This is a genomic window from Pseudoduganella sp. R-43, assembly GCF_049913255.1.
GTDB lineage: Bacteria > Pseudomonadota > Gammaproteobacteria > Burkholderiales > Burkholderiaceae_D > Rugamonas.
Genome location: NZ_CP183988.1, coordinates 6,430,226 through 6,443,217, shown reverse-complemented (window position 1 = coordinate 6,443,217; position 12,992 = coordinate 6,430,226). Strand labels below are relative to the sequence as shown.

14 protein-coding genes and 1 riboswitch are annotated in these 12,992 nt (G+C 63.5%); of the genes, 5 read left to right on the top strand and 9 right to left on the bottom strand.

What is annotated here, in order from left to right; translation table 11 throughout:
• The first annotated feature begins 36 nt into the window (after positions 1-36).
• Positions 37-717, top strand: coding sequence for a tRNA (guanosine(46)-N7)-methyltransferase TrmB (gene trmB / locus ACN9M3_RS29510; RefSeq protein WP_426323879.1), 681 nt, complete (start codon positions 37-39; stop codon positions 715-717).
• A 1-nt stretch (position 718) separates the two neighbouring features.
• On the opposite strand, the gene ACN9M3_RS29505 is transcribed toward trmB, so the two are convergent.
• The 3 genes from ACN9M3_RS29505 to ACN9M3_RS29495 form a co-directional block, all read right to left on the bottom strand.
• Positions 719-1,615 (bottom strand): DMT family transporter, encoded by an 897-nt coding sequence (locus ACN9M3_RS29505; protein ID WP_426165596.1) that lies wholly within the window; start codon positions 1,613-1,615, stop codon positions 719-721.
• A 62-nt stretch (positions 1,616-1,677) separates the two neighbouring features.
• Complete coding sequence (locus tag ACN9M3_RS29500) at positions 1,678-1,866, bottom strand: DUF1737 domain-containing protein (protein WP_426165594.1); 189 nt, start codon at positions 1,864-1,866, stop codon at positions 1,678-1,680.
• Between the two features lie 91 nt (positions 1,867-1,957).
• Positions 1,958-2,527 carry a PEP-CTERM sorting domain-containing protein gene (locus tag ACN9M3_RS29495; RefSeq protein ID WP_426165592.1) on the bottom strand — a complete coding sequence of 190 codons (570 nt, stop codon included), beginning with the start codon at positions 2,525-2,527 and terminating at the stop codon, positions 1,958-1,960.
• Between the two features lie 332 nt (positions 2,528-2,859).
• Between ACN9M3_RS29495 and ACN9M3_RS29490 the strand changes: the two genes are divergently transcribed.
• The 3 genes from ACN9M3_RS29490 to ACN9M3_RS29480 all read left to right on the top strand — a co-directional run bounded on the left by ACN9M3_RS29490 (position 2,860) and on the right by ACN9M3_RS29480 (position 6,773).
• Positions 2,860-3,735 (top strand): helix-turn-helix domain-containing protein, encoded by an 876-nt coding sequence (locus ACN9M3_RS29490; RefSeq protein ID WP_426323877.1) that lies wholly within the window; start codon positions 2,860-2,862, stop codon positions 3,733-3,735.
• 122 nt (positions 3,736-3,857) lie between these two features.
• Complete coding sequence (locus ACN9M3_RS29485) at positions 3,858-4,673, top strand: hypothetical protein (RefSeq protein WP_426165590.1); 816 nt, start codon at positions 3,858-3,860, stop codon at positions 4,671-4,673.
• A gap of 66 nt (positions 4,674-4,739) precedes the next feature.
• Positions 4,740-6,773: a PEP-CTERM sorting domain-containing protein gene (locus ACN9M3_RS29480; RefSeq protein WP_426319485.1), complete on the top strand. Its 2,034-nt coding sequence runs from the start codon at positions 4,740-4,742 to the stop codon at positions 6,771-6,773.
• Here the strand turns inward: ACN9M3_RS29480 and recQ are convergent.
• From recQ to ACN9M3_RS29465, 3 genes are all read right to left on the bottom strand, one after another.
• Complete coding sequence (recQ, locus tag ACN9M3_RS29475; RefSeq protein WP_426165586.1) at positions 6,748-8,568, bottom strand: DNA helicase RecQ; 1,821 nt, start codon at positions 8,566-8,568, stop codon at positions 6,748-6,750. The two genes, ACN9M3_RS29480 and recQ, sit on opposite strands and share 26 nt — an antisense overlap.
• A 4-nt stretch (positions 8,569-8,572) precedes the next feature.
• Positions 8,573-9,406: an undecaprenyl-diphosphate phosphatase gene (locus ACN9M3_RS29470; protein ID WP_426165584.1), complete on the bottom strand. Its 834-nt coding sequence runs from the start codon at positions 9,404-9,406 to the stop codon at positions 8,573-8,575.
• Positions 9,407-9,541: 135 nt separating this feature from the next.
• A complete protein-coding gene (locus ACN9M3_RS29465; RefSeq protein ID WP_426319484.1) occupies positions 9,542-10,684 on the bottom strand; it encodes an MFS transporter in 1,143 nt (380 codons plus the stop codon).
• Between the two features lie 95 nt (positions 10,685-10,779).
• Here ACN9M3_RS29465 and ACN9M3_RS29460 point away from each other — a divergent pair, with 95 nt between their 5' ends.
• Positions 10,780-11,733, top strand: coding sequence for a hypothetical protein (locus ACN9M3_RS29460; RefSeq protein ID WP_426319483.1), 954 nt, complete (start codon positions 10,780-10,782; stop codon positions 11,731-11,733).
• A 4-nt stretch (positions 11,734-11,737) separates the two neighbouring features.
• Here the strand turns inward: ACN9M3_RS29460 and ACN9M3_RS29455 are convergent, their stop codons facing one another.
• From ACN9M3_RS29455 to ACN9M3_RS29445, 3 genes are read right to left on the bottom strand one after another with little or no spacing between them, the layout of a single operon-like run.
• Positions 11,738-11,998, bottom strand: coding sequence for a YkgJ family cysteine cluster protein (locus tag ACN9M3_RS29455; protein ID WP_426165578.1), 261 nt, complete (start codon positions 11,996-11,998; stop codon positions 11,738-11,740).
• 14 nt (positions 11,999-12,012) lie between these two features.
• Positions 12,013-12,255 (bottom strand): YkgJ family cysteine cluster protein, encoded by a 243-nt coding sequence (locus ACN9M3_RS29450; RefSeq protein ID WP_426172329.1) that lies wholly within the window; start codon positions 12,253-12,255, stop codon positions 12,013-12,015.
• Positions 12,256-12,294: 39 nt separating this feature from the next.
• Complete coding sequence (locus ACN9M3_RS29445; protein ID WP_426165576.1) at positions 12,295-12,600, bottom strand: hypothetical protein; 306 nt, start codon at positions 12,598-12,600, stop codon at positions 12,295-12,297.
• A 150-nt stretch (positions 12,601-12,750) separates the two neighbouring features.
• A riboswitch (cobalamin riboswitch) is annotated at positions 12,751-12,967 on the top strand.
• Positions 12,968-12,992: the final 25 nt, after the last annotated feature.

Below are 12,992 nucleotides of genomic sequence, written 5' to 3'. Positions count from 1 at the left end.
TTAGCCATGTCTTCCGAATCCACGCCAAAGGGCAAAATGCTCTACGACCCGACCGAACACCGCATCCGCAGCTTCGTCACGCGCGCGGGACGCCTGTCTACGGCACAAGAGCGTGCGCTGAGCGATCTCGGTCCGCAATTCATGGTCGAGCACAAGAAAGAAGCGCTGGACTTCGAGAAGACTTTCGGCCGCAAGGCGCCGCTGATCCTGGAGATCGGCTTCGGCATGGGCGGCACCACCGCCCACATCGCCAAGCTGATGCCGGAGAAGGATTTCATCGGCGTGGAAGTGCACACCCCGGGCGTGGGCAGCCTGCTCAAGCTGATCGGCGAGGAAGGCCTGACCAACCTGCGCGTGATCCAGCACGATGCGGTGGAAGTATTGCGCGACATGATCCCGGCCGGTTCGCTGGCGGGCGTGCATATCTACTTCCCTGACCCATGGCACAAGGCGCGCCACAACAAGCGCCGCCTGATCCAGGCCCCATTCGTGAAAACCCTGTGCGAGCACCTGGCGCCGGGCGGCTATATCCACCTGGCGACCGACTGGGAAGATTACGCGGTGCAGATGCTGGAAGTGCTGAGCGCCGAGCCGGCGCTGCAGAACACCGCTGAAGGCTACGCGCCGCAGCCGGCCTACCGCCCGCTGACCAAGTTCGAAAACCGCGGCCTGAAACTGGGCCACGGCGTCTGGGACCTGGTATTCACCAAGAAATGATCTAGGCTGCCGCCGGCGCCTGTGCTTTGGCACGCGCCGGCATAAAGGCCAGCAAATTCCCCCCGATGACCAGCAGCAGCCCGGCCAGGGCCATGCTGCTCCACTGGTATCCCTCGAAGACGGTGGACACCGTCAGCGCCACCACGGGGAACAGCACCGTGCAGTAAGCCGCGCGGTCCGGACCGATTCTCCCCACCAGCAGCAGGTAAGCCGTGAAGGCAATCACCGATCCCGGCACGGCCAGGTAGAGCAATGCGCCGACATAGCGCGGGCTTGGGTCGAAGTTGAACGGCATGCCGAGCGCCAGCGCGCCAAGCGTCAGGATGGCGGCGCCGCACAGCATGGCCCAGGTATTGGTCAGCCAGGGCTGCATGCCCAGCGCCTGCATGCGGCTCGAGAGCAGGTTGCCGGTCGAGAAGCACAGCGTGCCAAGCAGGGCCAGTCCCAGGCCGGCCAGCATGCCGGCATCGTTCCAGTGCCCCTGCATGGAAGGCAGGAACAGCAGCACGATGCCTGCCAGTCCCAGCACCGCGCCGCCCATGACTTGCGGCCGGATCGGCCGCTTCATGAAGAGACGGCCATTGATCGCATTCCAGATCGGCGCGGTCGAAAACACCACCGCCACCAGGCCGCTCGGCACCCACATCGTGGCGTAGTAAAAGCACAGGAAGTTACAGCAGAACAGCGCAAGCCCCTGCGCGAGCAGGTAGCGCCAGGCGGAACGCGGCGGCAGGACTTGCTGCCTGCGCGCGAGCAGGATCAGCATCAGCACCAGCGCCGCGATCCAGAAACGATAGGCGATCGACACCGGCGCTGCGACGACGCCGAGCTGGAATTTGATCGCGATCCAGGTGGTGCCCCAGATGAGCACCGTGGTGAGGTAGAGGGCAGTATTCATCGTCCTGCCAGTGTGCCGCTTGCCGCGCACCGGCAGTTGTCTGAACTTGCTGTTTGTTCCGTCTAAGACTTGGCCGTGGGCCAAAGGACGGCCTGGGCCACGATGACCGTCTCGCCGTTAAAGGTCAAGGAAGGCGAACCGTAAAGTTGATAGCCCAGTGCGAGCGCTTCGCTGACTCGCCGGCAAAACTTCGAATCGTCGGGGCCAGTCAGGACTCGGTAAATTGGCAGGTCGTCTGGAGGTGTATTCATGGGCCGGCACTTTCACTAGGCGGTAACAGTTCTGGTGCCAGGTATTATGAACCAGCGCGCGGAATGCCGCACGCTGGCTGCTTGTTCCTGCCTACTTCGAAGTGCGGCGGCGCGAAACGCCCAGTGCGGACAAGCCGAGGCCAAGCAGCATCAGCGTGCCCGGCACGGGCACTTGTTGCACAGGCGTGGTGTCGACGTTGATCTCGGAAAAGCCAAAGCCTTGCGTCCCGCCGTCCTGGTCGATATTGAAAACGACCGAGGTCACGTTGCCCATGCCGGCGATGGCCAGGGTGCCGGTGCCGGACAAGGTTTGCGTCGCGCCGTTGGAACCGCTCACCGTGATCGACGAGGCGCCATCGGCATAGGCGGCGATATTGATGTTGACCAGGTTGAAGCTGGCCCCGAAGAAGTCGATGACCCAACTCACGTCGTCGGCGTTCTGGAAGCCGTTGTGGATGCCGATATCGCCGATAAACAAGGGATCGAAATGGTCGCCGGCACGCACCGTGCGGAGGCGAAAGCCGTCTTCCGTATAAGTGTCGACAACAGCCGAGCCATTGTTGTTGGCGAAGGCGCCGCTGGTCAGGTCAAGCTGGATCGGCGCTGCTTGTGCTGCGGAGATAGCGAGTGACAGGGCTGCCAGGCAAGCGAACTTCTTCATCGATAATTCCTTTCAAAACAGTAGGAAAGTTGACAGCATTGCTTCAAATGCAATAAGCAATTTTTATACCCTGCGCCAGCAAATAACTGATTCTTATCGATAAGTGGTTTCACGGCTGGTCGACGCTGTAAATTTTCCCGACACTAGCGGCGGCGAGCCCAGGTCCCCTTGTCTGATCTTGCGCAAATCGGAGGGGCGGCCGGCCGGATGGGAATGGCCGTGCTAGACTTTTCGGCGTGAAGCCACTGACTGGACAACTTGAGGATGCCGCTCCGCGCAAGCGCGTGGGGGCGGCGGCGCGCGCGGCGCTGGCGGGCAAGCCGGGCGATGCGATGTCGCACGCCGTGTTCCGCACCATGTCCGGCACCGATGCCACGCTGGAGCGTTTTGCGTGGCTGGGCGACGGGCTGGCGGCTGCGGTCTGGCATCGCAGCACGCCGGAGGCGTTCACCGAGTATCGCCAGCCGGGCCACCACACCTTGTCCTGCTACCTGGGCGGCGGCTACGAAGTCGAGCGCGAAGGCTTGCCGGGGCAGTATGGCGCGCCACAGCGCCTGTGCTCCCTGCCGGACTGGCACGAATCGGAGTGGGTGGTGCGCGGCCAGTTGCGCATGCTGCACGTGTACTTCATGCCGGAGCATTTCACGCAGCGCGCCGTGGCGGAGCTGGATCGCGAGCCGCGCGAACTCACCTTGCAGGACAAGACCTATTTCGAGAACCAGCGCCTGGTGCAACTATGCGGCGAGTTGCTGCAGCAGCCGTGGGACGACGCCGACCAGCTGCTGCGCGCCAATGAAATCACGCACGAGGCCTTGAGCGAGCTGCTGCAATCGCAATCGATGACCAGGCCTGGCCTGCGCTTGCGCGGAGGGCTGGCGCCGCTGGTGCGCCGCCGCTTGCACGAATACATCGAAACCCACTTCGACCAGAACATCACCCTCGGCATGCTGGCGCAACTGGCGTGCATGTCGGAATTCCATCTGGCCCGCATGTTCCGCATCAGCTTCGGCATGCCGCCGTCGGCCTGGATTGCAGCACGCCGCATCGAGCGTGCGCGCGGCCTGTTGCGCGCAGGGCGCCTGCCGCTGCAGCAAGTCGCCGAAGCGTGCGGCTACGCCGACCTTAGCCATTTCAGCCACCGTTTCAGCGAAGCCGTCGGGGCGCCGCCCGGCCGCTACCGCCAGCTTGTGAGCGGACTCAAGTCCTGACCCTATCGCTGTGCCGCGCACGATTAGAAGCTCAGCGCGCGCCGCTGACGGGGCAAGTCCACCATTGGCTCCTGTGCCTTGGCTGGAGGATGCCATGAAACCGGTTGCCCGATTGTGCGGTCTTGTCCTTGCCTAGCCATTACTCGCTGCTGCCCAGGCGCCGCGGCAGCGGACTGGAATGCCTGACGGACAGCAGCGAAGAAGCGATCCTCACCGATATGAATGACGCTGGCCAGCTGGTGGGATCATCCGGCGCCCAACCGATGATCTGGCAATCGGGACGGCAGCCCATCACATTCGACGCGGGCGTTCATGGCGGAACGGCGGTTTCCATCAATAACAAGGGCACGATTGTCGCGATGGCACGTGCAGTGGATGGTGAAAATGGTGACCAGGAGCAGGTTGTCGGCCTCTCGCGCGCAGGGGATCATGCCGGAGTCTGGCAGGACGGCGCTTATCACGATCTGCCCGATGCGGGCTATTCGTGGGCGCGCGACATCAACGACAAGGGCTGGGCGGCCGGCGGCAGCGGTAGCGATATTACCGAGGCCCATGGCACAATCTGGAAAGGCGAAGTGCTGGAGACCTACGGCCCCGGCTACGCCACCGCCATCAACAACGCAGGCGTGGCCGTCGGCTATTGGGAAGGCACGCAGCACGGCATGCTGTTTTCCGGTGGGCAGACATACGACCTGAACACGCTGTGGGACAGAAGCGGCTGGGACGGCTGGAGCTTTCGTTATACGGAAGATATCAACGATGCGGGCGAGATCGTGGCGATTGCCAGCAATGCGGCAACCTTCGCGCAGCAAGCGGCGCTGCTGTCGCCGGTGCCGGAGTTGGCGCCGGTCCTGATGCTGCTGGCCGGCCTGCTGCTGCTTGGCAGCTTGCATCGCGCTATGGCGCGCAACGCTATCGCGCCGTCGCGCACGATTTGAGCCGGCGCGCGCGCAGCCTGCCGCGTTGGCGCAGCATGGGCTCCTGCTTACCCACAGGAGATTGCCATGCCAAGGTTCCTTCGTTTGTTCTTTTCCGTGCTGGCATTGCTGGCATGGTCCGCACACGTGCAGGGTGCACCCGCCTATAGTGCCTTCAAGTTCGATGGCCAGTTCACGCCGCAGATACTGAACGACCTGGGCCAGGTCGCCGGCGTCGGCCAGGACGGCAGGCCGGTCATCTGGAATCCCGATGGCTCGGTGCAGCAACTGGCTGGCAGTGTCAGCCAGCTCACCATCACCGGCTTCAATAACCGGGGCACGGTTGTCGGCAATGCGGTCATTCCGGGCTACAGCCTGCCGCAACCGGTCGCATGGCGCGACGGCGGGGCAGTGGAGCGCCTGCCATTCCAGGGTTTGGGCGGTTTCACGGCGGGCGTCAATAATCGCGGCGACATTATCGGCTACATGGCCGGCGCATCCGGTACGGGCTCGGGGCAGGTCGGCTTCGTCCAGTGGGGCGACGGCAGTATGCCTCAACTGTTCGACAACTACCTGCCGCAGATGATCAACGACCACGGCCTGGTTATTGGCCAGCTTGGCGGCGATTGGGGGCTTCGGGGCTGGCAAGATGGGGTGTTCGCGCAAGAGCCCTATAGCGGCCTGTTTGTCCGTGCGCTCAACAACGAAGGGCGCCTGGCGGGCATGCACGACAATTACCACGCCTTCTCGCTGATCGACAGGGAGGGGCAGCGCGACATCCGTGACCTGTGGTCCGGTTTTGCCCATGCCCTCAACGATACCGGCAGCGTCGTCGGCGAAACCGAGCTCAGCTTGCATGCCATGCTGTGGTTTGAAGACCGGGCGTATAACCTGGATCATTTGTGGAACGAAGCCGCGTATTCGGGCTGGACCTTGCTCAACGCGTGGGACATCAACAACGACGGGGCGATACTTGCCAGTGCCCTCGGCCCCCAGGGTGGCACCGCCACATTCCTGCTGTCGCCGGTGCCGGAGCCGCAAATCGCTACGCTGCTGCTGGCCGGGCTCGCGCTGCTGGCACGGCGCTGGCTGGCGCAAAGAAAGCTGGCGGCGCGCCTGGCGTCTTCTTCCTTGCTGGCGCTGCTTGCATGCAGCGCGTATGCGCAGGAAGCGCCGGCCTATCGGGCATTCAGGTTTGACGGCCAGTTTGCGCCGAAGTTCCTGAACGATGCCGGGCAGGTCGCGGGCCTCGGCCCGGACGGCAAACCGCTGATCTGGAACCGCGACGGTTCGCTGGTGCATTTGCCTAGTGTCGCCGGAGAATTGACACTCACCGGCTTCAATAACCAGGGAACGGTTATCGGGAACATTACAATCCCGGGCTTCACGCAGTCGCAGCCGGTCAGGTGGCGCAATGGCGGCGAAATGGAACTGCTGCAATTCGCGGGAATGGGCGGTTATGCGGCCGGCATCAACAACCGCGGCGATGTTGTCGGCTACCGCCTGCCGGGAACTTCCGGACCGATCGGCTTTATCCAATGGGGCGATGGCAGCGCACCGCAAGTGTTTGACGACTACGCCCCCTATTTGATCAACGATCTCGGCTACGTTATTGGAGGCCACACCGGCGAGTTTGGCGCCAGGAGCTGGTACAACGGCAACTTCGGCGATCATCACCTGGCTTATGACTTTTACCTCCTTGCCGTCAACAGCGAAGGACGGGTCGCCGGCTACCAGGAAAACGCCAGCGCATTCACCATGCTCGAACATGGCAGCAAATGGGATTATCAGGAACTGTGGTCCGATTATGCGTACGACATCAACGACGCGGGCAGCGTGGTAGGCGAAACCGATTACAGGCGCGCCATGCTTTGGTACCGGGACCGGCCCTACGTGCTGGACCATCTTTGGAACGAGACAGAGTACGCGGGATGGTTCCTGCAAGGCGCTTGGGACATCAATGCCAGCGGCCAGATCCTTGCCAGGGGCGTCAATGAGTGGGATACGCGAGGGACGTTCCTGCTGTCGCCGGTGCCGGAACCGACGCAAGGGGCGTTGCTGCTGGCAGGGCTGGCGCTGCTGGGAAGCCTGCGCCTCAAGCCAGGTCGGCGAGCAGCCTGACGATCTCGTCGCCGTAGGAAACCAGCTTCTTCTCGCCCACGCCGGAGATGCCGCGCATCTCGCCCAGCGTGGCAGGACGGACCTTGGCGATCTCGCGCAGGGTGGCGTCGTTGAAGATCACATAAGCCGGCACGCCATGTTCGCGTGCCGCGCCCATGCGCCACGAACGCAGGCGGTCGAAGAGGCGCTGCTCGTCGCCATCGAGGCTGGTTTCCTCGTAGCCCTTGGGGGCCGAGCTGCGTTTCTGCTTGACCGGCTTCTGGTACTGGCGCAGCTGCACTTTCTGGCCGCCTTTCAACACCGGGCGCGCGGCGTCGGTCAGCTTGAGCGAACTGAATTGCTCGTGGTCGACGGTGACCAGGCCCAGAGCGATGACCTGGCGCAGGATGGCGCGCCATTCCTGTTCGCTGCGGTCGGCGCCGATGCCGAACACGGACAGCTTATCGTGGTGCCAGGTCTGGATGCGTTCCGACTCGGCGCCGCGCAGCACGTCGATCACGTGGCCGGCGGCGAAGCGCTGGTCGCAGCGGTAGATGGCCGACAGCAGCTTCTGCACCGGCACCGTGCCATCGAAGGATACCGGCGGAATCAGGCAGGTGTCACAATTGCCGCAAGGCGTGGCCGGCTCGCCGAAGTATTCCAGCAGGCGCACGCGGCGGCAGCTCAGTGTCTCGCACAGGCCCAGCATGGAATCAAGCTTGGTCGACAGGACGCGCTTGAAATTCTCGTCGGCTTCCGACTCGTCGATCATGCGCCGCTGCAGCACCACGTCCTGCAGGCCGTAGGACATCCAGGCGCTGGCTGGCATGCCGTCGCGGCCGGCGCGGCCGGTTTCCTGGTAATAGCCTTCGATCGATTTCGGCAGGTCGAGGTGGCAGACGAAACGCACGTCCGGCTTGTCGATGCCCATGCCGAAGGCGATGGTGGCCACCATCACGATGTTCTCTTCGCGCAGGAAGCGCGCCTGGTTCCCGGCGCGCACCGTGTGCTCCATGCCGGCGTGGTAGGCCAGGGCGCGCACGCCGTGCTCGTTCAGGAACTCCGCCGTCTCCTCCACCTTCTTGCGCGACAGGCAGTAGACGATGCCGCAATCGCCGGCATGTTCGGCGGTGATGAAGTCCAGCAGCTGCTTGCGGCCGTTGGTCTTTTCAACGATCTGGTAGCGGATGTTCGGGCGGTCGAAAGACGACACGAATTGCGCCGCTTCGGTCAGCGCCAGGCGGTGGATGATTTCGGCGCGCGTCTGCTGGTCGGCGGTCGCAGTCAGCGCAATGCGCGGCACGTTCGGGAACTGCTCGTGCAGCACCGAGAGCTTGATGTATTCAGGACGGAAGTCGTGGCCCCATTGCGAAACGCAGTGCGCCTCGTCAATGGCGAACAGGGCGATCTGCGAATCCTGCAGCAGGTCGAAGCAGCGCTGGGTCAGCAGCCGTTCCGGCGCCACGTACAGCAGGTCGATCTGGCTTGTGCGCACCAGACGTTCGATGCGCGCCGCTTCCTCATACGTCTGGGTGGAGTTCAGGAAGGCCGCGCGCACGCCCACCTCGGCCAGCGCGTCGACCTGGTCCTGCATCAGCGCGATCAGCGGCGACACCACCACGCCCACGCCTTCGCGCAGCATGGCCGGGATCTGGTAGCACAGCGACTTGCCGCCGCCGGTCGGCATCAGCACCAGGGCATCGCCGCCGTTGCCGACATGCTCGACAATCTGCCCCTGCTGGCCGCGGAAGGCTGGGTAGCCGAAGACGGTCTGGAGCAGGTGCAGGGCGCGCTGGCTGGTGTCCTGGTCGGTCATGCTCTTATTCGGCCCAGGTGATGACGCCGGTATAGGCGGAAACAATCACCACGATGCCGAACACGATGCGGTACCAGGCGAAAGGGGTGAAGGTATGGCTGCTAATGTAGCGCAGCAGCCAGCGGATGCAGGCAAACGCCGACACGAAAGCCACCACGGCGCCGATGCTGAATAGCGGCAGGTCGCCGGCAGTCAGTTGGTCGCGCGCTTTCCACAGCGAGTAAAATGTCGCGGCCAGCAGGGTCGGGATCGCGAGGTAGAAGGAGAACTCGGTGGCCACCTTGCGCGACAGGCCGAACATCATGCCGCCAATGATGGTGGCGCCGGAGCGGCTGGTGCCGGGAATCAGGGCGAAGACCTGGGCGAAGCCGACCTTCAGCGCATCCAGTGTCGTCATGTCGTCCACCGACTGCACGCGCACGGCGACCGGGTTGTCCCTGGCGCGGCGCTCGACCCACAGGATGACCAGGCCGCCGATGATGAAGGCCAGCGCCACCGGCAGTGGCGCGAACAGCACCGCCTTGATCTTGTGTTCGAACAGGAAGCCCAGCCCCGCGGCCGGAAGGAAGCCGACTGCCACATTGAGCGCAAAGCGGCGCGCGCGCGCTTCGCGGAACATGCCGAACAACACTTCGCCTATCTTTTTGTGGAACTCCCAGATAACGGCAACCATGGCGCCGCCCTGGATGGCAATCTCGAACACTTTAGCCTTCTCGCCGGTGAAATTCAGCAGGCTGCCCGCCAGCACGAGGTGGCCGGTGGAAGAAATCGGCAGGAATTCGGTAAATCCTTCGACCAGACCCATGATCAGAGCCTTCAGCGCGAGAACGATATCCATTGTGATTTTGGTAAGTGTGTCGGTAGGCGAACGCGGGCGGGATGCTGCGCGGGCACGAAGCTTACCATGAGCGCGGCCCACCGATGCACTTGAGTCAAGGGTAGCGCCCTTGCCAAGGCGCCGGTTTGCGCTGCGTCAGGAGTGAACGCGTACCAGGCGGCTGCTGGCGGCGACCAGCAACAAGGCGCCGCCGAGGACGGCAAACGCCAGCTCCAGGCTGGTCAGGTGGGCCATGAAGCCGATCAGGGCTGGGCCGGCCAGGACGCCGGCGTAGCCGATGGTGGTGATGGCAGCGATCGCCAGGCTGGCGGGCATGGTGCGCTGGTTGCCGGCGGCAGTGAACAGGATGGGCACGATATTCGAAGCGCCCAGGCCGACCAGCACGAAGCCGGCCAGGGCCGCGGCCGGCGAAGGCGAGGCGACTGCCGTGAAGAAGCCGGCGGCGGCGCACAGGCCGCCCGCCAGCAGCACGCGGCGCCCGCCGAAACGGCGCACCACGCGGTCGCCCGTCAGGCGGCCGACGGTCATGGCGACGGCAAAGGCGGCATAACCGAGGCCGGCGCGGCCTTCCTGCAGGCCGCGTTCGGCGGTCAGGAACACGGCGCTCCAGTCCAGCATCGCGCCTTCGGCCAGGAAGACGATGAAGCACAGGACGCCGATAAAGATCACGGCGCCGTGCGGCATGACGAAGGTTGGCGTACTGCCGTCGCGCGCTTCCGGCTCGTGCAGCAAGTCGGGACTGGCGCGCCACAGCAGGATGGCGCTCACGGCGACGATAGCCAGGCACGCGCCCAGCGGGCCGCTGCCAAGCCACAGCAACAGGGCCATGCCGCCGGCGCCGGCGAAGCCGCCAAGGCTGAACATGCCGTGGAAACCGGACATCAGCGCGCCGCCGCTGGCCTTTTCGACAATCACCGCCTGCACGTTCATCGCCACGTCCATGGTGCCGAGCGAGGCGCCGAACACAAACAGCGCCAGGCCAAGCAGCAGCGGGGTTGGCGCCAGCGCCAGGGCCGGCAGCGACAGGCAGACCACCAGCGCCGACCACAGCACCACCTTGCGGCAGCCAAAGCGCGCCGCCAGCGCGCCGGTCAGCGGCATCGCCAGCAGCGAGCCCAGGCCGAGGCAAAGCAGCAGCAACCCAAGCGGGCCTTCCGCCAGTTGCAGGCGCTCCTTCGCGTACGGCACCAGCGGCGCCCAGGCAGACATGGCAAGGCCCGCAGTCAGGAAAGCCAGGCGGGTGGACAGGCGGTGGCGGTGGTCGATGGTTTGGTTCATGGCTGAAGATTCTAGCATGGAACCGTTTCCATTATGGTCCTTGAGCGTTGGCAGTCGATTATGATGTGCACTGCTCTTATCGCAAGGAACGAGGTATGGATCGGTTTCTGTGGACGCCTGGGAACGGGATTGACACGCTGGCCTTAGGCCGCTTGCGGGCGCATTTTCCAAAGCCGGCCGCTCCGATGGGCGAGGCCTGGTTCATGGGGGCCGAAAGGCGAATGTTCAGTGACTTGCTGGGAAACCTGGACGAGATTGCAGTGCGCGAACTGCAGGAATGTTTTGCTGAAATCGCCAGCGGTACCCGGTCATTCGGTCCGATGGAGGAATGGAAAACCTGGTACCACTACCTGCTTGCGGCGCTCCTGCCGCGCAGCCATGAGGCATGTTTTTCCTACCTGCTGGAATCGTTGATGACTGGGTTTATGGCCATTTACCCGAACGGCGTCTCTCGGGAGCCATACGAAGGCTTTCGGGAAGATGTGCTGCTAACCCTGGGACGGTGCATGATGGATGGCATGTGCTGGAACGGCACCGACATCGCTATCGGGAATATTCTGCGTCAATCAAACGACAACCCGAACCGTGTCTGGCTCTGGTGGGATGCCAGTGGAGATTTCTCCGCTTCGATGTTCTTCTGCCTGAAATATCTGCCTGAGTCTTTAGTCGAGCCTTGGCTGCGTTCCGTGTTCGATATCCCCTCACCGCACTGGCGCGCGCAGGTCGTCGTCTGGCTGGTTGGTGCGCATGGGATCCTGAACGACACAATGCGGTGGCCATCTGAATTTTCGCTGGAAGCCCGACCATACATCGGTTGGGAATGGAGTCATTGTCTCGAGGCCCGGCTGACGGTTGTAGACGACAGCGGCGCGCCGCCGGTAGCGGCGCTTGTCCCTGAGGCTGCCCGAACGGCAACGCTGGACGTGGTTCGATCGTACTTCAGCGAAGATCGATTCCTGGAATGGGTCACTTGCATTGCGACTGTTCCATATCTGGAAGCGGAACTGGCTGAAATTCCTTCGACATTCGCAACGCTCTACGTTCGCTAGCGGCTCACGGACAGGTTTCGCGTTCCAGCACCGCGAGCCACGTCATCGCCTGTTCCCGACTCTCGCCGCACATTTCGGCCGAAGGCTGCAGGCCGCCGCAGAAGGCCGGGCGTTCCGGCTTGCCGAAGATCTTGCAACGGTTATCGTCGCCCAATTGGACGCAGCGCACCCCGGCCGGTTTGCCGTTCGGCATTCCGGGAATCGGGGACGTAATCGAGGGCGCCGTGCAGCAGGCGCCACAGGCTGGGCGGCATTGGAAACTCATGGTGGGCCAGTATTTTACAGCTTCGGCCAACCCAGCCAGCGCATGGCCTGCTCGCGCGACTCACCGCACACTGCTTCGTCGGCCCTGAATTCCACGCACACGAGGGGGCGTTCGGGCAAGCCATACAGCTTGCAGCGCATGTGCGAATCGAGCTGGATGCAGGGCACGCCTGCCGGTTTGCCTTCAGGCATGCCGGGAATCGGGCTGGAGATCGCGGGCGCCGTACAGCAGGCGCCGCATTGTGGACGGCACGGGATCGGGGTGCGGTTCACAGCCGTGCGGGCGGCTTTGCCTTGCTAATGGATAACGTGGTGCGTGCGGCCGCCGAAGGCCTTGAGGGCGTCGGACAGCGACACTTCAATCTGTCCCAGGTGGGCGTCAGCCAGCACCCAGGGCTCGCCGTCCGCGGCATGGCGCTTGGCCACTTCACGTTCGACCATGGCCGCCATGCGCTCATGCAGCACTTGCTGGTAGCGCGGCGAATCCGGATTCCCAGCCTGGGCACGGGCATACATATCGGCCCCTTCCCAGAGTTCCTGGATGCGCTCATCCGCAAGTCCGGAGGCGGCTGCCAGGACTTGTAATGTTGTCTTGTTATGCATTTTTACTCTCCCAGACACGTTCTTTGACGCGTACTTAGCAGTAAATACCTAATTCTCACGAATTACCAATCATTTCTAAGAAGTGGATCTTTATAACAACAGTCGTTGCTCTTCTGGCTAGATTGTTGGCCAAGTGCAGTCTGTTAGAATGACGCACGTTATGTGATTGGTGCCTTCCTGCAAGCCTGCCGGGAGGTGAAACGGGAAGCCGGTGCCGCGCGGGATAGCCATCTTGCGCCAGTCCGGCGCAGCCCCCGCTGCTGTAAGCCGGACGAAGCTGACCAACGCCACTGTGCATCGCACGGGAAGGCCAGGCCAGCGGAGGAAGAAGGCGAGCCAGAAGACCGGCCGGTCACTTTTGATTGTGCGAAGCCCGGGGTGTGGTTTTGCGT